Here is a 25,476-nt window from a genome sequence, read left to right as displayed (position 1 = left end):
TCTGCAAGCGAGATCAGCGAACGGATCGCTAAGGTCTGGTCTTGTCAGCTACATGCTTGTTTCCCGCCGGCAACACGGTTGTCGTAGCGCTTGAGCCGTTCGGCCAGGTGCAGGGAATACGGAAAGTCTATCCATCTATGCGAGGGGGACGTTCATGAGCACAGCCTATCAAGAAGACATCAGCAGCAGCGTGCTGCGCCGCATGAAAGAAGGCGGTTTCGATTTTTCCCGATTCCATCCCATCGAGTTCTACGCCATTTTCCCGGACGAGGAGCGGGCGCGCAGGGCGGCAGGCAAGTTTCGCGGTGAATCCATCAATGCCCAGGTCAGTGCGCGCGACGACGGCGCGTGGTCCCTGGAATTGAGCAAGGTGATGTACGCAACCTACGACGACATTGGCGATTTCGAACAGGGCTTTTCGGCGGTGGTCGAGCCCTTGGGCGGCATCATCGAAGGCTGGGGCGTGAAGCAGGAGGTGCGCAACCGCCATCGTTTGAACTGATAACCCTCGCAACACGTCGAGCAACGGCTGACCTTCGGGTCGGCCGTTGTCGTTTCTGAGCCCTGAACATTGCCCGGCAAAACCCTGAAACAAGAATCCGGCGCAAAAAAAAGCCACCGGGAGAGGTGGCTGAAAGGGAAGACCGGAAGGAGAGGAAACCGGTCAGGGTTACGGCCGGTAGGGCTGCCAGGGCAAGCCGGATCAGTTGGGCTGCGCACTTCGTCAGGGACGTTTCGCAGCGGATGTGCGGATTATCCGCAGGCGGCGCCGGGCAGTGAAATCAACTCTGACTATGCTGGTGATAGGCGACTGCACTGCGTCGCAATGAGGCGGGGGCGATCAGGTTGGGGCATTTGCCGCACAGGAATGGTGCGGTGTTTGTGGCGTGAATATCCAACCGATTGAAATCAAAGCGTTTATGCCGATGGCACGGGCCTTGCGAAGGCCTGTATGTCCGGGGTGACAAGGAGTACGGCATGATCCGCACCTATTTTGATGAAATGTACGATGCCGGCGGCCAGGTCCGCCCGCATTACCGGGAGTTTGCCCGCTGGCTGGCCGATACGCCTGACGAGCTGTTGGCCCAGCGGCGACGCGAGGCCGATCTGCTGTTCCATCGTGCCGGGATCACTTTCACGCTCTACGGGGACGAGCAAGGGACAGAACGCCTGATTCCCTTCGACACCATTCCGCGCAGCATTCCCGCCAGCGAGTGGCGGATCGTCGAGCGCGGCTGCATCCAGCGCGTCAAGGCGTTGAACATGTTCCTCGCCGACCTCTATCACGAGCAGCGCATCATCAAGGCCGGGATCATTCCCGCCGAGCAGGTGCTGGCCAACGAGCAATACCAGTTGGCGATGCAGGGGCTGGATCTGCACCGCGATATCTATTCGCACATCTCCGGCGTCGATCTGGTGCGCGACGGCGACGGCACGTATTACGTGCTCGAGGACAACCTGCGCACGCCCAGCGGCGTGAGCTACATGCTCGAAGACCGCAAGATGATGATGCGTCTGTTCCCCGAGCTGTTCGCGGCCCAGCGCATCGCCCCGATCGACCATTACCCGAACCTGTTGCTCGACACCCTGAAAAGCTCAAGCCCCATCGACGACCCGAGTGTGGTGGTACTGACGCCGGGCCGGTTCAACAGCGCGTTTTTCGAGCATGCGTTCCTGGCCCGGGAAATGGGCGTCGAGCTGGTCGAAGGTGCCGATCTGTTCGTGCGCGACGACAAGGTCTTCATGCGCACCACCGACGGCCCGAAAGCGGTAGACGTGATCTACCGCCGGCTCGACGACGCGTTCCTCGACCCGTTGGCCTTCCGCCCGGATTCGATGCTCGGCGTGCCGGGTCTGCTGTCGTCGTATCGCTCTGGCAATGTGGTGCTGGCCAATGCGATCGGCACCGGCGTGGCGGACGACAAGTCGGTGTATCCGTTCGTCACCGAGATGATCCGTTTCTACCTCGATGAAGAGCCGATCCTGAAGAACGTGCCGACGTGGCAATGCCGCAATCCGTCTGAACTTTCCCATGTGCTGGCCAATCTTCCGGATCTGGTGGTCAAGGAAACCCAGGGCTCCGGCGGTTACGGAATGCTCGTGGGGCCGGCGGCGACAACGGCGGAAATCGATGCATTCCGCGAGCGGATCAAGGCCAAGCCCCACGCGTATATCGCACAACCGACGCTGTCGCTGTCGACCTGTCCGACCTTTGTCGAAAACGGCATTGCGCCGCGCCATATCGACCTGCGCCCGTTCGTATTGTCCGGCCGCGAAACCCGGGTTGTGCCCGGTGGTTTGACCCGTGTCGCCCTGCGTGAAGGCTCTCTGGTGGTGAATTCATCCCAGGGCGGTGGAACCAAGGACACCTGGGTGGTCGAGGATTGAAGGAAGCCTGCCATGTTAAGTAGAACTGCCTCGGATCTGTACTGGATGTCGCGTTACCTGGAGCGGGCGGAAAACCTCGCCCGCATGCTCGATGTCAGCTATTCGCTGTCGCTGATGCCGCAGGACGGCCGTGGCGACGGTTTGCACGAACTGGCGATGCCGTTGCTGATCACCGGCACGCTGGACGACTACCTGGAACGCCACGGCGAGCTGCATGCCGAGCGATTGCTGCACTTCTTCGCGCTCGACGCGGCCAACCCGGCGAGCATCTACAGCTGCCTCGGCGCGGCGCGAGCCAGTGCCCACGCGGTGCGCGGTCGGATCACCGCCGACATGTGGGAGAACATCAACGCCACCTGGCTTGAGATCCGCGGGATCGCCAACCAGGGCCTCAGCCGCTATGGCATGAGCCGTTTCTGTGAGTGGATCAAGGAACGTTCGCACCTGTTCCGCGGGGCGTCCTACGGCACCATCATGCGCAACGATGCGTTTCGTTTCATCCGGTTGGGCACGTTCATCGAGCGGGCCGACAACACTTTGCGCCTGCTAGACGCCCGCTATGAAATGGCCGGCGATCAGGCCGAAGCGGTCAGCGACGGCACCGCCCACGCCTATTACCAATGGAGTGCCTTGTTGCGGGCCTTGTCCTCGTTCGAGGCCTACACCGAAATCTACCGCGACGCGCCCGGCGCCCGGCATGTCGCCGAGCTGCTGCTGTTGCGTGCCGACGTGCCGCGCTCGCTGCGGGCCTGCACCGAAGAGATCGACCAGATCCTCGCGCAACTGCCGGGGGCCAACGGTCGTCCTGCGCAACGACTGGCGGCGGAAATGGACGCACGCCTGCGTTACACCGGCATCCACGAAATCCTCGAGGAAGGGCTGCACGCCTGGCTCACCGAGTTCATCCCGCTGGTGCGCCAGTTGGGCAACGCCATTCACAGTTCCTATCTGGAGGCCGCATGAGACTTTCCATCAGCCACGAGACCACCTATCACTACGAAGATCAGGTGCGGGCGAGCATCCAGTACCTGCGCCTGACACCTCACGACAGTGAGCGTCAGCATGTGCTGAGCTGGCAGCTCGACCTGCCGCGCCCGGTGCGCGCCCAGCTCGATCCGTTCGGCAACATTCTGCACGTGCTGACGATGGACGAACCCCACGAAGCGATCATCATCGGCGCTCGTGGGCAGGTCGATATCGACGAGTTGCGCGAGGCGGAACACGAGAGCCAGTCGGCGCTGCCGTTCCTGCGTTTCACCCGGCTCACCGAGGCTGACGAGGCGCTGCGGGCGTTTGCCGAGAAGTCCTGCAAGCAACGACGCGACCGCAATGCACTGATCGATCTGATGCATGGCCTGAATCAGCACATGACCTATAAGCCTGGCTCCACCGAAGTCGACACCAGCGCCGCCGAGGCGTTTGCCGGGCGGGCGGGTGTTTGCCAGGATCACGCTCACGCGTTTCTGGCCTGCGCGCGCAGCCTCGGTGTGCCGTCGCGGTATGTGTCGGGTTATCTGTACAGCGAGGATTGCGAGCATCTGGCCAGTCACGCCTGGGCCGAGGCCTGGATCGATGACGCCTGGTACAGCTTTGACGTGACCAATGAACTGGCCCGGCCGGAGCGGCACCTGAAACTGGCGGTGGGCCTGGATTACCTCGACGCCTGCCCGGTGCGGGGCATGCGTCGGGGCGGCGGGTCAGAGCAGATGCACGCGAAAGTGCTGGTGTCGCCGACACCAGCGCCAATCATCTCGGTGCAACAGCAGTAAACGACGTAGTCGGGTTACTTGGCCGGCGCAACCTTGCGCCCGGCCATGTGCTGCAAGTACCCCACCAGCTTCTGCAGATCCGCCTCCGGCAATACCTCGGCGGTAAACCCTGGCATCTTCGCTTGCGGCCACTGGCGCAAACTCTGCGGATCGCGGATGTAGCGCTTGAGGAAGTCCGCGCCGAAATATTCGGTCGGGTTGTAGGGAATATTCAGGTCCGGTCCGAATTGCGCATCTCCCGCGCCATTTAGGCGATGGCAGGCCAGACAGTTCTTCTGGAACAGCGCAAAACCCTGATTCACCGGGTCATCGGCCTTCAACGCAGGATCCGGCAACAGGGCAGGGAAGCGCTCGGCCACCGGCGCCATGCGTTTGATGCTCGCCACTTCGAACGGCCATTGTTCCGGGCTGATATGGCCGGCCTGCGGATCGGTCCACACCAGATAGAACGGTCCGGCGCTGTGCTTGCCTTCCGACAGCGGCGGCCAAGGATGGGCCGGATCTTCGATGGCCAGCCAGGCGCGGGAACCTTTAGTGTTCAGCAGCGGCGCGGCAGACAGCTCGGCGGCAAAGCCATCCAGCGCTACGGCTTGCAGGTGATCGTCCGGTTTGATTCCGGTCAGCAATGCAGCCACCGGCACGGCGCGATAAGTCATGTCCTTCTTGTAGGACACGTCATTCTTGATCGTGAGGGTTTGCACCTGAGGATGCTTGAGCAATTCCTCGGTCTGCCAGGTGCGGCTGTTCGCGCCCAGCTCCAGATCCAGCTGTGCGGCAGACAGGGGCAAGCTCAGCAGCATGGCCCCAAACAGAATGAGCGTTTTCAATTGATCGCCGTCCATGTCGTGGAAGTGCGCAAAGGTTGGCACAGCCACGCTGGCCCGGGTAGCGGGCCAGTCACATTTTCAGTGGCGATGAGCAATACCTGCCGCTTGAATCAGCCGATGACCTTGGTCAGGTTCGGCAAAATCAACAACAGCGTCGTGGCGAAAAGAATGAGCCCTGCTTGACGAACTTTCGGTTGTTTGAACATGGCTTGACCGCCTTTTTTGTTATTTCCTGATGCCTGCCTGCATATCCATGATGGCAAGCGCTGCACTTCCTGTTGAAGAACGCCTGCCTCGGCAAAACCCGACGACAACGACGTACATGTTCACCTTAGGGCCCGCGTCACGCTTGGCTTAGATCCATTTCATATGTATTTGCTGCTGAACGCGATTAAAAAGGCATGAGGCCCATTGCCAGCTTCTTTGCCGCCCTTTTGCTAGACAGCTCGCTGACCTGAACCGGTTAACCTGGTCGGGAATGACCGTCCGTCTGAGCGTGCGCGTCAACGTCATTGAGCGCTGTGGTCATTGAATCCGTGACCGTCCCGGCCAAGAGTGGAGGCACGAATTTCACTCACCGCACAGGTTCGAGAACGCCATGACCCAAGCTTTGATTTTCGACGCGTTACGCACGCCCCGTGGCCGGGGCAAGGCCGACGGTTCGCTGCACAGCGTCAAACCGGTGAACCTGGTGGCCGGGCTGCTGACCGCTTTGCAGGCACGCACTTCGCTGGACACCAGCCAGGTCGATGACGTGGTGCTCGGTTGCGTCACGCCGATTGGCGATCAAGGCTCGGACATCGCGAAAACCGCCGTGCAGGTGGCCGATTGGGACGTCAGCGTTGCCGGCGTGCAGATCAACCGGTTCTGCGCCTCGGGCCTGGAAGCGGTGAACCTGGGGGCGATGAAAGTGCGCTCCGGGTTCGAAGACCTGGTGGTGGTTGGCGGTGTCGAATCCATGTCCCGCGTACCGATGGGCAGTGATGGCGGTGCCTGGGCGCTGGACCCGCAGACCAACCTGCACAGCCATTTCACCCCTCAAGGTGTCGGTGCTGACTTGATCGCCACCCTTGAAGGCTTCAGCCGTCAGGACGTCGATGCCTACGCGCTGCACTCGCAACAAAAAGCCGCCCGGGCTCGGGCCGACGGTTCGTTCAACAAGTCGTTGGTGCCGGTGCAGGACCAGAACGGCATCATCCTGCTCGATCACGATGAGTTCATTCGCGCCGAGTCGACCCTCGAAGGCTTGGGCAAGCTCAAGCCGAGTTTCGAAATGATCGGCCAGATGGGTTTCGATGCCACGGCGCTGCGGGTCTACAGTCATGTCGAGCGCATCAACCATGTGCACACGCCGGGCAACAGCTCGGGGATCGTCGACGGCGCGGCGCTGATGCTGATCGGCTCCGAGGCCAAGGGCCGGGCGTTGGGCCTGCAACCTCGGGCGCGGATTGTCGCCACGGCGGTCACCAGCACCGACCCGACCATCATGCTCACCGGCCCGGCGCCGGCCACACGCAAGGCGCTGGCCAAGGCCGGGCTGCGGGTGGAAGACATCGACCTGTTTGAAGTCAACGAGGCGTTCGCCTCGGTGGTGCTGAAATTCATCAAGGACATGGCCGTCGACCCGGACAAGGTCAACGTCAATGGCGGCTCGATTGCGATGGGCCATCCGCTGGGCGCCACCGGTTGCGCGATTCTCGGCACCTTGCTCGATGAACTGGAAGCTCGGCGCCTGCGCTATGGCCTGGCGACGCTGTGCGTCGGCGGCGGCATGGGCATCGCCACCATCATCGAACGCCTCTGACCCAAGGAATCTTGTCATGACCCAAGCCATTCGTTACGAAAAAGGCCAGGACGGCATCGTCCTTCTGACCATCGACATGCCGGGCCAGAGCGCCAACACCATGAACGCGGTGTACCGCGAAGCCATGGCTGACAGCGTCGCCCGACTGCTCGCGGAAAAAGATGACATCGCCGGGGTGATCATCACTTCGGCCAAAAAGACCTTCTTCGCCGGCGGCGACCTGAATGAACTGATCAAGGTCGGCAAGCCTGAAGCCAAGGCTTTCTACGACATGGTGCTGACCCTCAAGGGCCAATTGCGCACCCTGGAAACCCTCGGCAAACCGGTGGTCGCGGCGATCAACGGCGCGGCGCTCGGCGGAGGCTGGGAAATCTGTCTGGCCTGCCACCACCGCGTGGCGCTGGACGATGCTTCGGTGCAGCTCGGCCTGCCGGAAGTGACCCTCGGCCTGTTGCCGGGCGGCGGCGGAGTGGTGCGCATGGTGCGCATGCTCGGCATCGAAAAAGCCCTGCCGTATCTGCTCGAAGGCAAGAAAGTCCGTCCGCAGCAGGCGTTGCAGGCCGGTTTGATCGATGAACTGGCGGCGGATCGCGATGAGCTGCTGGCCAAGGCCCGGGCCTGGATTGTGGCCAACCCTGCGGCCGTGCAGCGTTGGGATGTGAAGGGCTATCAGATTCCCGGCGGCACACCGTCGAACCCGAAAGTCGCGCAAATGCTGGCGATTGCGCCGTCGATCCTGCGCAGCAAAACCCAGGGCACGTTGCCGGCGCCGGAAAAGATCCTCTGCGCGGCGGTGGAAGGCGCGCAGGTGGATTTCGACACCGCACACCTGATCGAAACTCGCTACTTCACCGAGCTGACCACCGGCCAGATCTCGAAAAATCTGATCGGTACCTTCTGGTTCCAGCTCAATGAAATCAATGCCGGCGGTTCGCGCCCGCAGGGTTTTGCACCTTACGTGACGAAACGCGTGGGCGTCCTCGGGGCGGGCATGATGGGCGCCGGCATCGCCTATGTCAGCGCCTCGGCCGGGATCGACGTAGTGCTCAAGGACATCAACCTTGCTGCCGCCGAAAAGGGCAAGGCGCATTCGGCGGCGCTGCTGGACAAGAAAGTCGCTCGCGGGCAAATGTCTGCGCAGCAGCGTGAAGCGGTGCTGGCGCGGATCAAGACCACTGAAAGCGATGCCGATCTGGCGGGTTGCGATCTGATCATCGAAGCGGTGTTCGAGGATCGTCAGCTCAAGGCCAAAATCTCGGCAGCGGCGCAACAGGTGGTCGGTGCCGACGCGGTGATTGCCTCCAATACTTCGACCTTGCCCATCACCGGCTTGGCGGCTGCGGTGCCGGATCAGAGCAAGTTCATCGGCCTGCACTTCTTCAGTCCGGTGGAAAAAATGCCGTTGGTAGAAATCATCAAAGGCGCGCAAACCAGCGATGAAACCCTCGCACGCGGGTTCGATTTCGTCCTGCAAATCAAGAAAACGCCGATCGTGGTCAACGACAGTCGCGGCTTCTTCACCTCGCGGGTGTTTGGCACCTTCACCAACGAAGGCATTGCCATGCTCGGCGAAGGCGTCAGCGCACCGATGATCGAGACCGAAGCACGCAAGGCCGGCATGCCCATCGGGCCTCTGGCGATCTCTGACGAAGTTTCCCTCAGCCTGATGAGCCATATCCGTCAGCAAACGGCCAAAGACCTGCAAGCGGAAGGGAAACCGCTGATTGAGCACCCGGCGTTCGCCGTGATTGACTTGCTGCTCAACGAATACAAGCGGCCGGGCAAGGCGGCGGGAGGCGGTTTTTACGAGTACCCGGCGGGAGGCCAGAAACACCTGTGGCCCGAGCTGAAATCCCGTTTCGAGACAGCCGACGGGCAGATTTCGCCGAAGGATGTGCGTGACCGGTTGCTGTTTGTACAGGCCATCGAAACCGTGCGCTGTGTTGAGGAGGGCGTGTTGACCTCGACGGCGGACGCCAACGTCGGCTCGATCTTCGGCATCGGTTTCGCGGCATGGACGGGCGGCGCGTTGCAGTTCATCAATCAATATGGCGTGAAGGACTTTGTCGCGCGGGCGCAGTACCTGGCTGAGCAATACGGCGAACGTTTCGCGCCGCCAGCGCTGCTGCTGGAAAAGGCTGCGAAGGGCGAGTTGTTCTAACGGGCGGGGACGCATTTCGGGGCTTGCCTTGCCGGGTGGTTTCAAGGCAGGCTCTGGGGTGTGCATTATTCCCATCACGTGTCAGGTATTTTTTATGTCGCTACGCATCTGCATTCTGGAAACCGACATCCTGCGTCCGGAACTGGTCGATCAATATCAGGGTTACGGGCAGATGTTCCAGCGCCTGTTCTCGCAACAGCCGATCGCCGCCGAGTTCACGGTATACAACGTGATGCAGGGCGACTATCCGAGTGATGACCTGACGTTCGATGCGTACCTGGTCACTGGCAGCAAGGCCGACTCGTTCGGCACCGACCCGTGGATACAGACCCTCAAGCAGTACCTGCTGACCCGCTATGAGCGTGGCGACAAACTGCTCGGCGTGTGCTTCGGCCATCAACTGCTGGCGCTGCTGCTGGGCGGCAAGAGCGAGCGCGCGACCCAGGGTTGGGGCGTCGGCATTCACAACTACAAACTGGCGGCCAAGGCACCGTGGATGAGCCCGGTGCGCGAGGAGCTGACGCTGCTGATCAGCCACCAGGATCAAGTCACGGCGCTGCCAGAGAACGCCACGGTGATCGCCTCCAGCGATTTCTGCCCGTTCGCCGCGTACCACATCAACGATCAGGTGCTGTGCTTCCAGGGGCATCCGGAATTCATTCACGATTACTCGCGGGCACTGCTGGAACTTCGCCAGGAAGCACTGGGCGAGCAGATCTACAGCAAGGGCGTGGCCAGCCTTGAAAACGATCATCACGGCGCCACGGTGGCGGAATGGATGATGCGTTTCGTGGCGCACAAACCGAACGCTGCTTGAACCCAAACGCCCCCGTGCCGTACACGGGGGCGTTTTTTTAACTTACAGCCAGCCCGATTTCTTGAAGCTCGCCCACAGTCCCACGCAGCCCACCGTGATAAAGCTCAGTACGGCGAAATAGCCGTAGTGCCAGCTCAGCTCCGGCATGTTCTGGAAGTTCATCCCGTAGATCCCGGCGACCGCCGTCGGGAACGCCAGAATCGCTGCCCATGCCGCAAACTTGCGCTGCACCACACTTTGCCGTGACGCCTCCAGCAACACACCGATCTCGATGGTCTGGCTCGCAATGTCGGCCAGGGTGGTCAGGTCTTCCATCTGCCGCGTGACATGGATCTGCACATCCCTGAAGTAAGGACGCATGTTCTTGTCGATGAAGGGGAAGCTCAGCTTCTGCAACTCTTCGCCGATTTCCACCATCGGCGCCGCATATCGACGCAAGCGCAGAACGTCGCGGCGCAGGCCATGAAGCTTCTGGATGTCGTGCTCATTCAGCGCGCTACACAACACGTTGCGCTCCAGTTCATCGATCTCGGCGTGGATCGCTTCACCCACTGGCTGATAGTTTTCGATCACGAAATCCAGCAACGCATACAGTACGAAATCTTCCCCGTGCTCCAGCAACAGCGGCCGCGCCTCACAGCGCTGACGGACATGGGCGTAGGACGCCGAATGGCCGTTGCGGGCAGTAATGATGTAGCCCTTGCCGGCGAAGATGTGGGTTTCGATGAACTGCAGAATGCCGTGCTCGCGCACGGGGGAGTAGGTGACGATGAACAGGGCGTCGCCGAAGGTTTCCAGTTTTGGGCGGCTGTGTTTTTCCAGGGCGTCTTCGATGGCCAGTTCGTGCAGGTTGAACTGGCGTTGCAGGTTGGCCAGCTCCTGGGCATTCGGCTCTTCGAGGCCGATCCAGACGAAGTGCCCGGTCTTGGCGGCCCAGGCGGCGCCTTCATCGAGGGAAATATTGGTGACTTTCTTACCGGCGCTGTAAACCGCAGCAGCAACAACTCGACCCATGGTGGTGGTTCACTTCTTATTGGCAGATGGCAGGGGAGACATGGCTTCAGCTTAGCCGTGTCGCTGCTTGAGAGTCAGTGAAATCTGCACAGTTCACCGGGCAAAAGAAAACCCGCACAGGGCGGGTTTCTTTTTCACGCAGCTTGAAGTTGCCGATCCATTGCATCGATGCATTCGCGCATCTGCTCCCGGCACTGGGTGATGAGCATGGGCATGTCGTCCATGGTCAGGCCGGCGGTAGGAATTGCCGGCAGCGAACGGATGAGAATTTTCCCGCTGCGCCAGCGGTTCAAGCGCATGTGCTTGATGTAGCTGCTGACACACACTGGAACGATCGGCACACCGGCGGCGATGGCCATCTGGAACGCGCCTTTCTTGAACGGCAGCAGTTCTTCACCCAGGTTGCGCGTGCCTTCCGGGAAGACCCAGATCGAGGTGTCTTTGTGCTGCAAGGTGTCGGTGGTCGTCAGCATCGACTGGCGCGCCTTGTGCGCGTTCCCACGATCGATCAACACGTTGCCCGCCAGCCAGAACAACTGCCCGAACAACGGCACCCATTTCAGACTCTTTTTGCCAATGCACACGGTCCGTCGCGGCACCACATTGCCGAACACGAACAGGTCGTAGTTGGACTGATGGTTGGCGATGATCACGCAGCTGTCAGGCTTGTTCATCAGCTGACCGACGTCGGCCTTCACTCGCAGGCGCAGGATGCACATGGCCGGCAGTGCGTACAGTCGGGCGCACAGACGACTGTTGTCCGGATTGAATGGCCGGCACAGCCCGAGGATCACTCCGAGCACACCCGCCAGAATAAAGTGCAGGCCCATCAATAACATACGAAACACAAACAGCATTTTCAGGCCCCACCGGGACAAAAGGTGGCGCAGTGTACGGATGTGCACTGTTTTCGGCAATTGCCGCTATAGAGTCAGGAGATGGGCGATGTTTAAGCGCATGTTTCCGACTTGTCGGTCAGAGGCGTCCTAGAGCAGCTGCGGAGTTTTGAAACGTGCGTGCAAGAAAAAGCCCGACACGACGGTCGGGCTTTTCTATAAAGGAGCGAAGCGGGTTCAGCCCAGGTGTTCCTGATCCTGAATGATCGCGTTGTCCAGGGTTTCCAGCAGCGCTTTGCGCACTTTCAACTTGGTGTTCTTGTGCGCGGTCATGTTGATCTTCTTCAACTGACGCGCAGCGGCGAGGGCGGCACCTTGCAGCTCTTCGGCAGAAACCACCTTGTCGAGGAAACCGGCATCCACAGCGCTTTGCGGATCGAACATTTCGCCGTTGATCACCGAACGGTGGAAGGCCGAGCGGCGCAGGCGATCACGGGCCAGCTCGATGCCGGCGTGGTGCATGGTCATGCCGATCTGCACTTCGTTCAGACCAATGCTGAACGGACCGTCGACGCCGATCCGGTAATCGGCGGACAACAGAATGAACGCGCCTTTGGCCACGGCATGACCCGGGCAGGCAACGATCACCGGGAACGGGTGCGACAGCAGACGACGAGCCAGAGTCGAGCCGGCGGTCACCAGCGACACGGCTTCTTTAGGGCCGGCGGTCATCACCTTCAAGTCGTAGCCGCCGGAGAGAATGCCCGGCTGGCCAGTAATGATCACAATGGCGCGATCCGCCACCGCCTGATCCAGCGCCGCGTTGAAGGCCGCGATCACGTCCGGGGAAATGGCATTGACCTTGCCGTTGCTCAGGGTAAGAGTCGCGATACCGTCTTCGAGGTGGTAGGCAATCAGGTCGCTCATGGCGCAATTCCTTATAAGAAAGATGGGCAGACGTTACCCACCGTCGCCGGTCAGGTAAAGCACTGTGACTGACCCGCCGGTCACCCTCGACCGGCTGATGCACCGCAACGCGCCCCACGGCAAACGCCTCTACGCCTATATAGAAGGGCCGAGCCCACCCGAGATTGGCCGGATCGCCATGGCCCATCGGTAGCAGAAACGACTTTTTCTCTTAACCGCATGAAAATTCTGAAAAAAAGTTTGCCATCAGAAAAGCTTTCGACTACATTAGCGCGCCTCGACAGACAGAACATGTTTGAAGAGATACGGTGAAGTGTCCGAGTGGCTTAAGGAGCACGCCTGGAAAGTGTGTATACAGGAAACTGTATCGAGAGTTCGAATCTCTCCTTCACCGCCACATTCAGTAAACACAAACCCCTGATTTTCCTAGAGAAAGTCGGGGGTTTGTGGTTTTTGGCGTCTGGAAAAAGGCGATATGGGAACAGTATGGGACTGGCGCACCATTTCGCTGAGTAAAAAGCAGGCGCGGCTTTTGAGTTTCCAATGAATGTGGGTGAAATTCCCGCGTATCGTCAGTTCCCTTTGGTTATGTTTCTGCGCGATAGTGGCGTTTTGTTATCGACTTCAGGAAACGCTACTTGCCTGGAAGGTCATCGGCAGTTCAACGCAGGAAGCGCAGTGAAGACAATAGTCACGATGGTTCTATTTTTGGGGTTGTGTGGCTGCGGCTCCGACTCTCGCAGTTCTGCGCCGACACTCTGGACAGACGGCATCATGCTCGAGCAGAAGAAGGTTGTCGTCGATGATCAGCACGCCAAAGTGATCATGCAGGCATCAGGCGATACGGCCAATCCGGTAGATTTTGAAGTGGTCCGAGGTAACGACCCGGATAAGCGTCCCGATAAACGGGGGACAGTGGTCAAACCGTTTCGCAATAAAGTCGGCGAATGGTTCAGCCGTCTCGACAGCGCGGTCTCCAAGCGTTTTCCCCAATTGGAAATGCAGGCCGATGCTGGCCAGGTTCTGCAAGTGGGCGGCTCGTCGACGATCAGTAGTCAGGTTCCGGCACCGGGTTATCGGACTCTTTATAACGAAGACTATGTATTCAACCCGTCGAAGAACAAGTATGAGAAAAAGCTAACCGCCAATCCGACCGTCCCGTCGTCTTACTCCTGTGGGCCGATCACAAGCGCCTTTATTCCCGAGAAACAAAAGGTCTATCTGGCGGAGTTTGTCTTCGTGGATCGGGGGGACGGTTGTGAACTGCAGCTCTATGACATCACGCAACCCGAACTGCGTATCCCCGTCGTTGCCATCAAAGGCACGCAGCCCTCGTCCGCCAGGTCGTTCCGCTACCCATAAGTTCATAAACAAGCCCCCCGGTTTTGCAAGAAGCCAGGGGGGCTTGTGCATTCTGGTGTCCGGATTTCTTTGGTCACAGAGATGGGTTCGGCTTCATTTTGCCGGGGCGGTACAATCGCGGTTTTATCTGTATGTAAAAGGACGACTTCCATGATCATTTCCACTACCCACTCCATCGAAGGCCGGCAGATCACGGCGTATCTGGACATTGTCAGTGCCGAGTCGGTGCAGGGCGTGAATGTGATTCGCGATATGTTCGCCGGGATGCGGGACTTTTTTGGCGGGCGTTCGCAGACGCTGGAGCGGGCGTTGAAGGAGGCGCGTGTTCAGGCGACTGACGAGATCAAGGAGCGGGCGCGGGCCTTGCAGGCGGATGCGGTGGTCGGGGTGGATTTCGAGATCAGCATGCCGGCGGGGAAGGGCGGTATGGTTGTGGTGTTCGCGACCGGCACAGCGGTCAAGTTGCGCTGAGCATCGGTTTCCGCTTGTGAGCCCATTCAAGTGAATGGGCTCGTTGCTGACAATCAGCCCTGCGGCTTGAGCAGGACGGTGCCTTTCGAGTCGTAGGTCAGTGGAGTGTCGATCGCGACAAGTGGAGTGCCGGTGGACTGGCCAGGCTGAACCGGGTCTGGATAGTAGATGACGCCAGGTTTGCCAGGCTGCACCGGACTAGGTCCGTCCAGCGGCTTGATGACGATCTCACCTGAGGCAAGCTTCTCCTTGAATTTTTCCGCCGCGGCTTTACCGGCGGCGATCTGCTCGTCCGTGAGCTTTACAACAGGCATTGGTGGGAATCCTTTGATTTCCATGTTCTCTCCTTGAGATTCATTGCGTAGGAAAAAGGGCAACGGCCAGTCATCGAGAATCTTTAGCTCTGTGGGACCAGCGGTTCATCTTCGCGCCGAGCTTTTTGTAGGCCATTCGTCGGGCTCTGGGCGATCCGAATCACAAGTCCAGGAATGACCGGCTAGTCTCAAAAGCCTTGGAGGTCGATATTTTTTCAGGCAAAAGGGTCTTGCCGGTATCGACCCGCTTTTGAAAGGGGTGAAGAGATGACTGATCCGTACATCGAAGACGACGGGGCTGAATTTCCATTCAACAATTGCGTGCGCTGTGGCCAGACCGAGTACCAGGCGGGCTTTGGCGAAGATCCGGTGCAGACCGGCAAGATCAAGTCGACAGCACCCAAGGGGCCGAAAGCGAAATTTCTGCCCAAGGTGACGACACGTTCCAGGAAGTAATCCGGATGCGAAAGAACCCCGCCAATGAGCGGGGTTTTTTATCCGTGTTTTTCAGAAAGAAACGTCCTACAGAAATTGCGGATTCGTCTGGTTTCTTTCACAAACTTTTCACACCGGTCTACGTAGGGTGAAGCCATCCGTTAGAAAGCAAGTCTCCAGCCCGTCTCCCCAGCGGGCTTTTTTTTGCCTGCCATAAAACCTTTTCCATAATCGCTGTCCAATCGGCGCCAAGTGCGTTGCGACGCTGGACTTTACCGCGGCAACAGCATTCAATCTGCGCCCTTTTTTCTTCCTTCTGTTGAGGTTTTCGTCATGCGTTTAACTCTGCCTGCTCTGGTTCTGGGGCTTCTGGTTGCTCAAGGTGCAATGGCTGGCGACGGTACCGCCGCACTGGGTGGCGGTCTGGGTGGCGCGTTGGGTAATGTGGTCGGCCAGAAAATGGGCGGCAGCACCGGTGCAGCGATTGGTGCTGGTGTAGCGGGTGCGGCCGGTAGTGCATTGGCTGCCAAGAAAGGTGCCCGTACCAAAGCGGCCATTGGCGGTGGTGTCGGCGCGGCAGGTGGTTCGGTGATCGGTAACAGCCTGGGCGGCAAGACTGGCGCAACCATCGGTGCCGGCCTGGGTGGCGCAGCTGGCGGCGCGGTAGGCAGCAATCTGTCCAAAGGTCACAAGCGTCACTGATTGCGAATGCATGTCTGAAAAGGCCCGGCTTGATGCCGGGCCTTTTCGTTGCTGAACGTTTTCCCTGAATGCGCCTCCAATCTCACATAGCCCCTCTCCGGGCATACCGTCCCGATCCGGGACCTGTGAGGTCTGTATGCGCTCGACTTTAACTGCAACTGCGTTGGTTATTGGACTGCTCGTGGCTCAAGGCGCCATGGCTGCCGGCGATGGTTCCGCGGCTGTCGGTGGTGGGCTGGGCGGTGTGCTGGGTAATGTGGTCGGCGGTCAGCTCGGCGGCAGCACCGGTGCGGCGGTTGGTGCTGGCGTGGGCGGTGCGGCCGGCAGTGCCGTCGGGGCGAACAAGCGCAATCGTACGGAAGCCGCGATTGGCGGTGGTCTCGGCGCCGCTGGTGGCTCAGTGCTCGGCAACAGCCTCGGCGGCTCCACCGGTTCGGCCATCGGCGCAGGATTGGGTGGCGCAGCGGGTGGCGCGGTCGGCAACAACCTGGGTGACGATGGTGGTAGATCGCACTCTGGGGGCGGCCATAAGCACAAGTACAAACACAAGAATCGTCATCATTGAGTGACCGCTTCTACATAAACCCGGCTTGATGCCGGGTTTTTTGTGCCTGCTTGTCAGGCGCAGGAACGATTAGCGACCATAATTTTCGAACGTCGTATACGAATGCGATTGACGAGGTGCGCCATGACTCCCGAAACCGAAGGCAAGGAAGAAAAAGGCCCGAGTGGATTGCCGTTTATCAATGATCCGGGGAATGAAGATCCGGGGTCGTTGATGGATGACGCGACGGTTCCGCTTTGGGAGGGTGAGGGAGAGGAGCTTGAGTATGAGGATTTTGATGATGATGAGTGATGGGCACTCGTTTCGTTGAATATTGGAAATTCTATTGAGAGCGCTAAGGGAGTGAGCAGTGGTTTAACCCCGCCATTCGCTATCGAACAAACGAGACATCAATTCTGTTCGCGTTAATTTTGACGAACTGCCCATTCAGATGTGGGTATTCGTAGTGGATATCCTGATCCATAAAATCAACAAACGACCGGAAAACCTCGCCATCCAGGTAGCCATAAACCTCACAGGGGAATCCACTACCGAGCATTTTGATCTGCATTTTTTCGCATGGTGTAGCTGATACAAATTCCTCACCAGACAACACCATTTCGAACTCAGCTTCGTAAGTTTTTCCGACCTCAATTTTCGAAGCGCTGTAGCTTGCGAAGCACCTAACCTCAACGCCCTCAACAACCAGCAAAATAGCGTCTTCTACGAACGGGTCTATTTCGACGACCAATGCTTTGTGTGTCTTAGTCATGAGCAGGCCTCACTGTTTTATCTTGTGCGTTACCATTAATTGTCCGCCAAAACTCTTTTCCACTTTTGGTGTGTAGAGTCGTAATTTCATCATTTGTGTTGGTGCCCACGAAAGCAAATTTCGCTTCACCTTTCCGGTTAGTCCCCATCAATTGGATATACCCTGCTCGCATCTCTCCTTTGTATAAGTACTCCACACGCGTGCCTTGATTCACTACTCCTCGTGCGATGAGCAAGTACTCTTCGCTGGTCATCGCCTTGAATTCGGCGCCATGCTTTTCAAAATGCCCGGCAAGCTTTTCCTCACTACCAAAATTTCCCGGTCGAGATTTGGGCTTTGGAGTCAGCGGTTCACCTTCGTCAACAACCGAACCAGCTACCCCATCCGGCACCGGACATCCCGGCTTATTCGGTGGCGGGCAGTTGGAGTTCAACCCCAACGGATCCACCCACCCCGTCGGATTCGGCACGTACCGGTATTGATTCAACCCACCCGCCAGCTTCACCGGATCCGGCGTCAAATACCGCCCCACCTCCGGGTCGTAATACCGGTGCCGGTTGTAATGCAGCCCGCTTTCGTCATCGAAGTACTGCCCCTGAAAGCGCAGCGGCTGGTCCAGGTAATCCTCGGTCGCCAGTTCCAGCGAAGTGACCTTGCCGTAGGCGCTGTACTTGGCCGACCAGACGATGTCGCCGCTGTAGTCGGTCAGTTCCTGCGGGGTACCGAGGTGGTCGAGCTGGTAGTAGAACGGGCAGGCGCGTTTCGGGCCTTTGCCGTCGAGCAGGGCCAGAGGACGGAAGGTGCCGGGTTCGTAGATGAAGCTGCGGTGTTGTTCCTTGCTGCTTTCGGCGATCAGGTGGTCGCCTTGCCAGAAGAACTCGGTGCTCTGGCCGTCGACGGTTTTGCGGATGCGGCGGCCGAAGGCGTCGTATTGGTAGGTCGCGGTTTTGCCGTCCGGGCGGGTCAGGCCGATCAGGCGGTGCTGGCTGTCGTAGCGGTATTCGGTGACGAGTTGTTGGGCGCGGCCGCGACGTTCGCGGATCAGGTTGCCGAAGGCGTCGTAGTCGTAATGGCGGTCGCCCTGCATCAGCAGGCGGTTGCCTTTGATGTGTGTGGGGCCCGGACGGTCCTGCAGCAGCAGGTTGCCGGCCGGGTCGTGAGCGAAGTTTTCCGGCACATCGTCGCGGGTGTGGCGTACGCGGATCAGCCGGTCGAGGGCGTCGTACTGGTAGCTGCGCTGGCCGTGGCGGGTGTCGGCGATGTGTTCGAGGTTGCCGTTGGCGCTGTAGGCAAAGTCGCGGCGGTACAGGGCACTGCGTTGATGGCCGACCGCGTGGGAACGTAAGCGACCCTGTTCGTCGTAGGCATATTCGCTGAGCAGCAGACCCTGCTGGCGCTGCTGTTCGCGACCGGACTGGTAGACATGCCGGGTGAGCAAGGCGCCGTTGAGGTCGATCGCGGTCAGCGCGCCGCCCTTGGCGTAGTGGTAATCGAGCTTGCTGTTGTCCGGCAGACGCATCCGGCTGAGCTGGCCGCAGGCGTCGTAGGCATAACGCAAGGTGCCCCAGCCCTGATGCTCGCGCACCAGCCGGTCCTGCAGGTCGTATTCAAAAGCCAGTGGGTGATTCTGACCGTCATCGACCCCGGTCAGCCGACCTAGGCGGTCATACCGATAGCTGACCTTAACCCCGTCCGGCAGGGTCTTGAGCAGCAGGCGTCCAGCAGCATCACGTTGGTAGCCGGTGACCAGCGTGGTGCCGTCGTCACCAAACTCGGTCTTTTCCAGCAGATGGCCGTTGCGGTCGTAGGCGTACGCGGTGCGCCGTCCATCGAAACCGGTTTCCTGTCGGATCAGTCCGGTGGGCGTGTAGTCCAGAAGATACTTGTCGCCGGACTCGTTCTCGATTTCCGTGAGCAACAGTTGCGCATGGTCGTAGCGGTACTGCAGTCGCGTGCCGTCGGGGTTGATCCGTCGGCTGACCAGGTGCAGGTCGTCGTCATACTCGTAGCGGGTGATGCGCCCCAGTTCGTCGCGTTCGGCGGTGATCTGGCCGTAGGCGCTGTAGGACCAGGCGCGGGTAGCGCCGGTCGGCGAGGTGCTCTGGATCAGTCGGCCCACGGCGTCCCAGGCGTGACGGGTAACCGCGCCGTGTTCATCCTGCGCAGTAATCCGCCGCCCCAACGCATCGTAGGAAAACTTCCGAACCCCACCGTCGGACAAACTTTCCTCGACCAGTTGCCCGAGGTCGTTCCACACAAACACATGGCGACCACTGTCCGGATAACGGATCGACAGCAACCGCCCCTGCGCGTCGTAGTGGTAATGGGTGACATGGCCGTCGGGATCGACCACTTCGGTGACATCGCCCTGGGCATTGCGCCGGTACGTCCACAGCGCATCACCACGCGAACGGCTGTGCAGGAAACCGTGGCGGTATTCGTAGGACGTCGGCGCATCGTCCGGCGGAATCAGCGCGATCAGCCGTCCGACGTCGTCGTAGCGGTATTCGGTGACCGCCCCCAGCGCATCCTGCTCGGCGACCAAGCGGCCCTGCGCGTCGTAGGCCTTGAGCTGCTCGCCACCGTCAGCGGCGACCTGACGCACCAGCCGCGCCGTGTCGTCGTGGACGTAAACCTCTTCGCGGCCGTCGACGTACTGCACGGTAACGCTGCCGGCGTCGTCCCAGACGTAGCGCGTATCCATCTGCGAAAACGACGCCCAGTGCCGCACGCAACGCGCCGCCTTGCCAGCACGCTCCCACTCCCAGAAGAAGCTCGCGCCACCGCTCAGTTGCCGTTGCAGGATGACGTGCTGGTCGTCGTAGTCGTAACGCTCGCTTTCACCGACCGCGTTGGTCGCTTCGATCAGTCGATGACGCGCATCAAAGCGGTAGCTGACCAGCGTCTGCTCGGTGCGCCAGGCCGCATCGCGCCAGACTTGATAATCGACCGCGACCAGATGCGCCCGCTCATAGCGCAGCAACAGCGAACGACCGACGCCGTTATCCAGCCGCTCAACCCGATCCTGACGATCACGCGTAATCCGCAGCCGGTTGCCGTACGCATCGCTAATGAGCGTCAGACGCCCAGCCCGAAAGTGATAAAACCGCGCCGTATCCCCCGCCAGCGCAACAATCAACTCCTCCGGCTCATCCCCGAGAAAAATCGCCGCCCGCGACAAGCTGTTGTGAATCGCCGGCCGCTCGACACTCGGCAACGGAAACCGCGTGCGCCGGTTCTCGTGGTCAACCCAGACCACGCCATCACCCTCGACCTCCAGCCGATGCGCCAGCGAATGGCTCCAGCCAAACCCCAGCCCAACATCAATCTCGGCCGCGCTGGTGCGATACAACCGACTGAACTCGAACGACAGCAGCCCATCAAGCACGCCATCGGTCAGCGTCAGCAGCTCTTCGCCAGTGACCATCGACACCGGACAGCCATTGGTGCAGGTCCTGGGCACGCAGTCGGCGCTGTCGCCGTTGGGGTTTTTCGCCTGATCAGGCTTGTCGTCGTGAGGCTCATGCCGCTTCATTTGCGTCATGCCCTGAGACTTGTTGCGTGCAATGGCCGCCGGATTGGGCACCGTCAGTACCAGTGCATCCGCCGTGCGAATCTCCAGCGGAATGGCAGGTGTCGGTCGCAGCGGTGCCGGACGTGCATTGATCATCAGCGGTTTCAAAGCACTCGCATGCCGGGTCAGATCGGGCGCCGAAGTCAGCTCTGCCAACCGCAACGCCGACGCCGCCAGCCACTCCCGTGCACGCGGCGACTTGATCTTGCCCAGCACTTTGGCACTCAACCGCAGCGGCACACCCATGCCACCCGACACACACATCAGCAAAAAACTGATCAGCAGTTCGGCGCGAACTTCAGCCACCACCTCGGCCAGGTACTGCGGCGGCAGCATCTTCAGCCAACTGGTGAAGGCCGCCAGATGAATGAACAGCAACGGTTCGTCGCTGAGCATCAGCAAGCCATTGGCGATGGCCTCCGTGGACGCCTTGAGCAGGGCTTCCAGCTCAGCGGCGGACAGGTACTGCAGAAGCTTTTCGCTGTTGGCCTGCCAATCGGCGAGCAGGGCAAACAGCTGTTTCACGTCATCCCAGACGCCGTTCAGGGCGGATTCGAAACCGCGCCAGTCAGCCCGTTGCAACTGCCCGTAACGCTCGGTGAAACCAGCGCTGGAAAACTCCGTCCACTGTGGTTGAAAACCTTTCCATTCCTCACGCAGCCAGCCTTCGAGACCATCGATGAGGCCCTGATACGAGGCGTACAGCGTCTGGACATGCGAACTGGAAACATCGGGAAAGAAGGTGATGCGATAACGCTGGCCCCGGTCGCAATCACTGACCTCGAGAATGCCGCTGGGGCCGATGGTGTAATGCTGTGGTTCACCGAAAGCCAGGACACCGTCGACATCGGAAATGACCGGTTCCAGGGTCACCGGCGTATCGCCGATCGGCACGAAGCGTGCGGCTTCGAACATGTGCACCAGTGTCAGGGAGCCGGTGGCGGAACACATGGCCACGGAGGAACTGATGGGTTTGCGGCTGCCAACCGGCGCACTGAGCCGGACATCGTTGCCGATCTGGAACACTTGCTCGACATCCAGCGCGGTTCCTGTCCAGAACTGCTCGGCCCAGCTTTCATAGTTGTTGAGGCAGAGGCGGAATTCCTGGAACAGCTTCTCGGCGTCGGGCTGGTCAGGGTTCAGCGCAGCGACCACCAGCAAACCAATGCTGTTGTTCAGGTACAGGAGCCGATCGGATGGAAGCATTCGCAGTCACTCGCGCGCATCAAGGGAATGGCGCGAAACTTTGCGGGGGATCAAACAGGAAAGAAGTCAGGCAAGTAGGCGATGTCTGTAGGGCAATTCTCTAAATGTGCCTGGCAACGTTCGGCGGACAACCGACATTGCCCGTTGCTCAACCTCGGCGGCGCTCGTTATGCTGCTGAACCCTTTAATCAGATCCGAGCAGCGGTACCCGATGCCGCCTGGGATGTTTTTGATAACGGATCCGATGATGAATGCACCGCTGAAGGCGTTCGGCCCGATCAAGGCCGTGATTTTCGATATGGACGGTTTGCTGCTGGACACCGAGGGCATCTACACCGAGGTCACCTCGCTGATTGCCGAGCGTTACGGGCGGACTTTCGACTGGAGTATCAAGCAGAACATCATCGGGCGTGGCGCCGGCGATCTGGCCCGTTATGTGGTCGAAGCGCTGGACCTGCCAATCACCGCCGAAGAGTTTCTGGTGATTCGCGAGCCGCTGATGCGCGAGCGTTTTCCGACCGCGCAAGCGATGCCTGGGGCCGAGGAACTGATCCGCCATCTCAAGGCGCACAACATTCCGATTGCCGTCGGCACCAGTTCGTCGCGCCAGTCGTTCGGTCAGAAAACCACGCTGCACCGTGATTGGTTCGCGTTGTTCGACTTCATCGTCACAGCCGATGACCCGGAAGTTGGCGCGGCCAAACCAGCCCCGGACATTTTCCTCACCGCCGCTCGCCGTCTCGGTGTGGCACCGGAAGATTGCCTGGTGTTCGAGGATTCGCCGTTCGGCGTGACGGCAGCGAAAGCCGCGGGCATGACCGCCATCGCGATTCCCGATGCGGCCATGGCCGATGAAAAATACGCACACGCCGACGGGATTCTTCGTACGTTGAAAGCGTTCACACCGAGTGCATGCGGGTTGCCGGCGCTGGACTGGGCCTGATCAAACCGCAGACAAAAAAACGCCGCCCCTCAGTTAAAGGAGGGGCGGCGTTTTTCGTTATCGACAATCTGATCAATCAGGCGCCGAAACCACCGTCGATGCTCAGGCTGGCACCGGTGATGTAACCGGCTTCCGGGCCTGCGAGGTAGGCGACGAAGCTGGCGATTTCCTCGGCTTTGCCGTAACGACCGACCGCCATCAGCGGAATCAGGCTTTCGGCAAAGTCACCGTGGGCCGGGTTCATGTCAGTGTCCACCGGGCCGGGCTGCACGTTGTTGATGGTGATGCCCCGTGGGCCGAGGTCGCGGGCCAGGCCTTTGGTCAGGCCGACCAGCGCGGATTTGCTCATCGCATACACGCCGCCACCGGCGAAGGGCATGCGGTCGGCGTTGGTGCTGCCGATGTTGATGATGCGTGAGCCTTCGCCCATGTGTCTGGCGGCTTCCTGACTGGCGATGAACACGCTGCGCACGTTGATTGCCAGGGTCTGGTCGAAGTCTTCCAGTTTGAAGTCTTCCAGCGGGGCGACGGCCAGTACACCAGCGTTGTTGACCAGGATGTCGAGGCGGCCAAAGGTTTCGACCGTCGCGTTCACGGCGTTGCGGATGGCGCTGGCGTCGGCGCTGTCAGCCTTGATCGCCAGGGCTTTGCCGCCGGTGGCGGTGATGCTGTTTTGCAGTTCTTCAGCCTTGGCAGCGGAACTGACGTAAGTAAAGGCAACCGCGGCGCCTTCAGCGGCCAGGCGTTTGACGATGGCGGCACCGATGCCGCGAGAGCCGCCTTGAATCAGAGCGACTTTACCGCTGAGGTGTTGAGTGGTCATGTTCGATCTCCAGAAATTTCAAGGCAGGCTGCCTTGTTGTGGTGTCGAGTATCTGCCCCTCGCCCATAGGCGGGTAGACCGTGGTTGCTATAGTCTGTGTAAACCAAAAGTTTATAGTGGCGGCCATGGAAACCTTCAGCAGTATCGAATGCTTCGTACGCAGCGCCGAAGTCGGCAGCTTTGCCGAGGCCGCGCGCCGCCTGAGCCTGACACCGGCCGCGGTGGGTAAAAGCGTGGCGAAACTGGAAACGCGCCTCGGCGTGAGGCTGTTCCAGCGTAGCACCCGTCGGTTGACCCTGACGGAAGCGGGGCAACTGTTTCTGAGTGAGGTCAGCGGCAGCCTTACCACCATCCAGAACGCGGTGAACAATCTGGCCAGTGCCGGTGGTCAACCGGCGGGAACGTTGAAGGTCAGCATGGGCACGGTGTTCGGCCGCTTGTACATCGTGCCGTTGCTGGGTGAGTTCCTGACAAGGTTTCCGGCGATCAACCCGGACTGGCACTTCGATAACCGCCAGGTCGATCTGATCGGCCAGGGTTTCGATGCGGCGATTGGCGGTGGCTTCGAGCTGCCACAAGGCGTGGTGGCGCGCAGGCTGACGCCGGCACATCGAGTATTGGTGGCTTCCGCAGATTATCTGGATCGGCATACGCCGATCAGCGAACCGGACGATCTCAAGCTGCACGAGGGCATCCTGATCCGCTCTCCGCAGACCGGTCGCGTGCGCTCCTGGCAGTTGACGCATCGCACTCAGCAGCACAGCCCGCTGACCCTCAAGGCGCGAATGACCATGAGCGATTCCGAAGCCGCCTGCGCCACGGCGGCGCAGGGGCTGGGGATTGCACTGGTCAGCATGCCGTTTGCCGTCAGTTATCTTGAGGCGGGAACGTTGCAGCGAGTCTTGCCCGACTGGTACGTCGACGACGGCAACATCTCCATTTATTACGCCGAACACAAACTGTTGCCGGGCAAGACCCGGGCGTTTGTCGACTTCATCATCGAGCAGTTTTCAACCCGGGGTCTCGCAGAGCGGTTCAACGCGCAAAACGTGCTGGCCAGCCGATGATGGTTTTCGGACGTGGCGTCGCATAGGTCCGTACCTTGGACGTCGACAGGCCCAGGCGCACCAGCGATTCGGCGATGGTCACAGCGGCGGTGACGCCATCGATCACCGGCACGCCGGTACGCTGACGGATCTTCTCATCGAGCCCGGCCATGCCGCCGCAACCGAGGCAGATCACTTCTGCTTTATCCTGAGTCACCGCCAGTTCGGCCTGATGGACGATTGCTTCCAGCGCCCGCTGCGGTTCGTGTTCCAGCTCCAGAACGGCAAGACCACTGGCACGCACCGAGGCGCAACGATCCCACAGACCGGACAGTTTCAGGCGATCCTCAATCAACGGCACTGTGCGATCCAGCGTGGTGACCACTGAGTAGGCGTGGCCGAGAAACATCGCGGTGCTGGCGGCGGCATCGGTGATGTCCACTACCGGCACGTTGAGCAACTCCTGCAAACCTTCACGGCCGTGCTCGCCGTAGCCGGCCTGGATCACCGCGTCGAACGGCTGGTCGTAGGACATCACCCGGTCCATCACGGCGATGGCGGCCAGATAACTTTCGAAATTTCCTTCGACTGAATCAGCCCCGAAGTACGGCGTGAGGCCGACGATCTCGGTGCCGGGGGAGGCGACAGCCTGCGCTGAGCGGGCGATGGCCTGGGTGATGGATTCGGTGGTGTTGACGTTGACCACGAGAATTCGCATGGGAAGTCCTTATTACGGTTGGT

Annotated in this window: 25 protein-coding genes and 1 tRNA gene; 17 read left to right on the top strand and 9 right to left on the bottom strand. The window is 60.1% G+C overall.

The features are described from left to right. Positions 1-154: 154 nt before the first annotated feature. From AC07N4_RS14715 to AC07N4_RS14700, 4 genes are all read left to right on the top strand, one after another. Entirely contained in the window at positions 155-502 is a 348-nt protein-coding gene (locus AC07N4_RS14715; protein ID WP_096822957.1) for a ribonuclease E inhibitor RraB, read from the top strand. Between the two features lie 476 nt (positions 503-978). Next, positions 979-2,388 (top strand): circularly permuted type 2 ATP-grasp protein, encoded by a 1,410-nt coding sequence (locus AC07N4_RS14710; RefSeq protein WP_025113343.1) that lies wholly within the window; start codon positions 979-981, stop codon positions 2,386-2,388. Positions 2,389-2,400: 12 nt separating this feature from the next. Then, positions 2,401-3,351, top strand: a complete 951-nt coding sequence (locus tag AC07N4_RS14705; protein ID WP_096822958.1) for an alpha-E domain-containing protein — start codon at positions 2,401-2,403, stop codon at positions 3,349-3,351. Continuing rightward, a complete protein-coding gene (locus tag AC07N4_RS14700; protein ID WP_085710657.1) occupies positions 3,348-4,157 on the top strand; it encodes a transglutaminase family protein in 810 nt (269 codons plus the stop codon). The genes AC07N4_RS14705 and AC07N4_RS14700 overlap by 4 nt, the downstream gene beginning before the upstream one ends. Positions 4,158-4,171: 14 nt before the next feature. On the opposite strand, the gene AC07N4_RS14695 is transcribed toward AC07N4_RS14700, so the two are convergent. Then, the gene (locus AC07N4_RS14695; protein WP_493066339.1) at positions 4,172-4,999 is read right to left on the bottom strand and encodes a c-type cytochrome; all 828 of its coding nucleotides are present in this window, start codon (positions 4,997-4,999) and stop codon (positions 4,172-4,174) included. 583 nt (positions 5,000-5,582) lie between these two features. On the opposite strand from AC07N4_RS14695, the gene AC07N4_RS14690 reads away from it, so the two are divergent. The 3 genes from AC07N4_RS14690 (at position 5,583) to AC07N4_RS14680 (ending at position 9,766) form a co-directional block, all read left to right on the top strand. Beyond that, positions 5,583-6,788 (top strand): acetyl-CoA C-acetyltransferase, encoded by a 1,206-nt coding sequence (locus AC07N4_RS14690; RefSeq protein WP_102622499.1) that lies wholly within the window; start codon positions 5,583-5,585, stop codon positions 6,786-6,788. A gap of 16 nt (positions 6,789-6,804) precedes the next feature. Next, the gene (locus AC07N4_RS14685) at positions 6,805-8,949 is read left to right on the top strand and encodes a 3-hydroxyacyl-CoA dehydrogenase NAD-binding domain-containing protein (RefSeq protein ID WP_493066321.1); all 2,145 of its coding nucleotides are present in this window, start codon (positions 6,805-6,807) and stop codon (positions 8,947-8,949) included. 94 nt (positions 8,950-9,043) lie between these two features. Further along, positions 9,044-9,766, top strand: coding sequence for an amidotransferase (locus AC07N4_RS14680; RefSeq protein ID WP_102622497.1), 723 nt, complete (start codon positions 9,044-9,046; stop codon positions 9,764-9,766). A 42-nt stretch (positions 9,767-9,808) separates the two neighbouring features. Here AC07N4_RS14680 and AC07N4_RS14675 read toward each other — a convergent pair whose 3' ends face one another. The 3 genes from AC07N4_RS14675 to AC07N4_RS14665 form a co-directional block, all read right to left on the bottom strand. Next, entirely contained in the window at positions 9,809-10,780 is a 972-nt protein-coding gene (locus AC07N4_RS14675; RefSeq protein WP_096822963.1) for a magnesium and cobalt transport protein CorA, read from the bottom strand. 134 nt (positions 10,781-10,914) lie between these two features. Further along, positions 10,915-11,637 (bottom strand): 1-acylglycerol-3-phosphate O-acyltransferase, encoded by a 723-nt coding sequence (locus tag AC07N4_RS14670; RefSeq protein WP_493066320.1) that lies wholly within the window; start codon positions 11,635-11,637, stop codon positions 10,915-10,917. 216 nt (positions 11,638-11,853) lie between these two features. Continuing rightward, entirely contained in the window at positions 11,854-12,543 is a 690-nt protein-coding gene (locus tag AC07N4_RS14665) for a crotonase/enoyl-CoA hydratase family protein (protein ID WP_085732367.1), read from the bottom strand. Positions 12,544-12,607: 64 nt separating this feature from the next. Here AC07N4_RS14665 and AC07N4_RS14660 point away from each other — a divergent pair, with 64 nt between their 5' ends. The 4 genes from AC07N4_RS14660 (at position 12,608) to AC07N4_RS14645 (ending at position 14,376) form a co-directional block, all read left to right on the top strand. Further along, the gene (locus tag AC07N4_RS14660) at positions 12,608-12,736 is read left to right on the top strand and encodes a hypothetical protein (protein ID WP_273539464.1); all 129 of its coding nucleotides are present in this window, start codon (positions 12,608-12,610) and stop codon (positions 12,734-12,736) included. Between the two features lie 114 nt (positions 12,737-12,850). Beyond that, positions 12,851-12,940: transfer RNA gene (locus AC07N4_RS14655), tRNA-Ser, on the top strand. Positions 12,941-13,086: 146 nt separating this feature from the next. Beyond that, positions 13,087-13,905 (top strand): hypothetical protein, encoded by an 819-nt coding sequence (locus AC07N4_RS14650; protein WP_493066319.1) that lies wholly within the window; start codon positions 13,087-13,089, stop codon positions 13,903-13,905. Between the two features lie 150 nt (positions 13,906-14,055). After that, a complete protein-coding gene (locus tag AC07N4_RS14645) occupies positions 14,056-14,376 on the top strand; it encodes a YbjQ family protein (RefSeq protein WP_007959944.1) in 321 nt (106 codons plus the stop codon). A 53-nt stretch (positions 14,377-14,429) separates the two neighbouring features. Here AC07N4_RS14645 and AC07N4_RS14640 read toward each other — a convergent pair whose 3' ends face one another. Then, entirely contained in the window at positions 14,430-14,714 is a 285-nt protein-coding gene (locus AC07N4_RS14640; protein ID WP_102622495.1) for a hypothetical protein, read from the bottom strand. Between the two features lie 243 nt (positions 14,715-14,957). On the opposite strand from AC07N4_RS14640, the gene AC07N4_RS14635 reads away from it, so the two are divergent. From AC07N4_RS14635 to AC07N4_RS14620, 4 genes are all read left to right on the top strand, one after another. Next, positions 14,958-15,146 carry a hypothetical protein gene (locus AC07N4_RS14635; RefSeq protein WP_085701198.1) on the top strand — a complete coding sequence of 63 codons (189 nt, stop codon included), beginning with the start codon at positions 14,958-14,960 and terminating at the stop codon, positions 15,144-15,146. Positions 15,147-15,458: 312 nt separating this feature from the next. Further along, on the top strand, positions 15,459-15,827 hold the full coding sequence (locus AC07N4_RS14630; RefSeq protein ID WP_039769955.1) for a glycine zipper domain-containing protein: 369 nt from the start codon (positions 15,459-15,461) through the stop codon (positions 15,825-15,827). A 136-nt stretch (positions 15,828-15,963) separates the two neighbouring features. Further along, entirely contained in the window at positions 15,964-16,392 is a 429-nt protein-coding gene (locus AC07N4_RS14625) for a glycine zipper domain-containing protein (protein WP_096822966.1), read from the top strand. 123 nt (positions 16,393-16,515) lie between these two features. Further along, positions 16,516-16,683 carry a hypothetical protein gene (locus tag AC07N4_RS14620; RefSeq protein ID WP_167443766.1) on the top strand — a complete coding sequence of 56 codons (168 nt, stop codon included), beginning with the start codon at positions 16,516-16,518 and terminating at the stop codon, positions 16,681-16,683. Positions 16,684-16,762: 79 nt separating this feature from the next. Here AC07N4_RS14620 and AC07N4_RS14615 read toward each other — a convergent pair whose 3' ends face one another. Both AC07N4_RS14615 and AC07N4_RS14610 read right to left on the bottom strand, forming a co-directional pair. Continuing rightward, positions 16,763-17,143 (bottom strand): UCP019853 family protein, encoded by a 381-nt coding sequence (locus AC07N4_RS14615; RefSeq protein ID WP_493066318.1) that lies wholly within the window; start codon positions 17,141-17,143, stop codon positions 16,763-16,765. Beyond that, a complete protein-coding gene (locus AC07N4_RS14610) occupies positions 17,136-21,923 on the bottom strand; it encodes an RHS repeat-associated core domain-containing protein (protein WP_493066317.1) in 4,788 nt (1,595 codons plus the stop codon). The genes AC07N4_RS14615 and AC07N4_RS14610 overlap by 8 nt, the downstream gene beginning before the upstream one ends. Positions 21,924-22,170: 247 nt before the next feature. On the opposite strand from AC07N4_RS14610, the gene AC07N4_RS14605 reads away from it, so the two are divergent. Then, positions 22,171-22,866 (top strand): HAD-IA family hydrolase, encoded by a 696-nt coding sequence (locus tag AC07N4_RS14605; protein WP_007960113.1) that lies wholly within the window; start codon positions 22,171-22,173, stop codon positions 22,864-22,866. A 76-nt stretch (positions 22,867-22,942) separates the two neighbouring features. On the opposite strand, the gene AC07N4_RS14600 is transcribed toward AC07N4_RS14605, so the two are convergent. Further along, positions 22,943-23,689: a 3-oxoacyl-ACP reductase family protein gene (locus AC07N4_RS14600; RefSeq protein WP_102622781.1), complete on the bottom strand. Its 747-nt coding sequence runs from the start codon at positions 23,687-23,689 to the stop codon at positions 22,943-22,945. Between the two features lie 125 nt (positions 23,690-23,814). On the opposite strand from AC07N4_RS14600, the gene AC07N4_RS14595 reads away from it, so the two are divergent. Continuing rightward, a complete protein-coding gene (locus AC07N4_RS14595) occupies positions 23,815-24,756 on the top strand; it encodes a LysR family transcriptional regulator (RefSeq protein WP_493066316.1) in 942 nt (313 codons plus the stop codon). Here AC07N4_RS14595 and AC07N4_RS14590 read toward each other — a convergent pair. Then, positions 24,725-25,453 (bottom strand): aspartate/glutamate racemase family protein, encoded by a 729-nt coding sequence (locus tag AC07N4_RS14590; protein ID WP_085711883.1) that lies wholly within the window; start codon positions 25,451-25,453, stop codon positions 24,725-24,727. The two genes, AC07N4_RS14595 and AC07N4_RS14590, sit on opposite strands and share 32 nt — an antisense overlap. Positions 25,454-25,476 lie beyond the last annotated feature (23 nt).

Source organism: Pseudomonas sp. GW821-FHT09E04, assembly GCF_059416185.1.
Note: the sequence above shows the minus strand (reverse complement) of the source record. Positions and strands in the feature narration are given on the sequence as shown.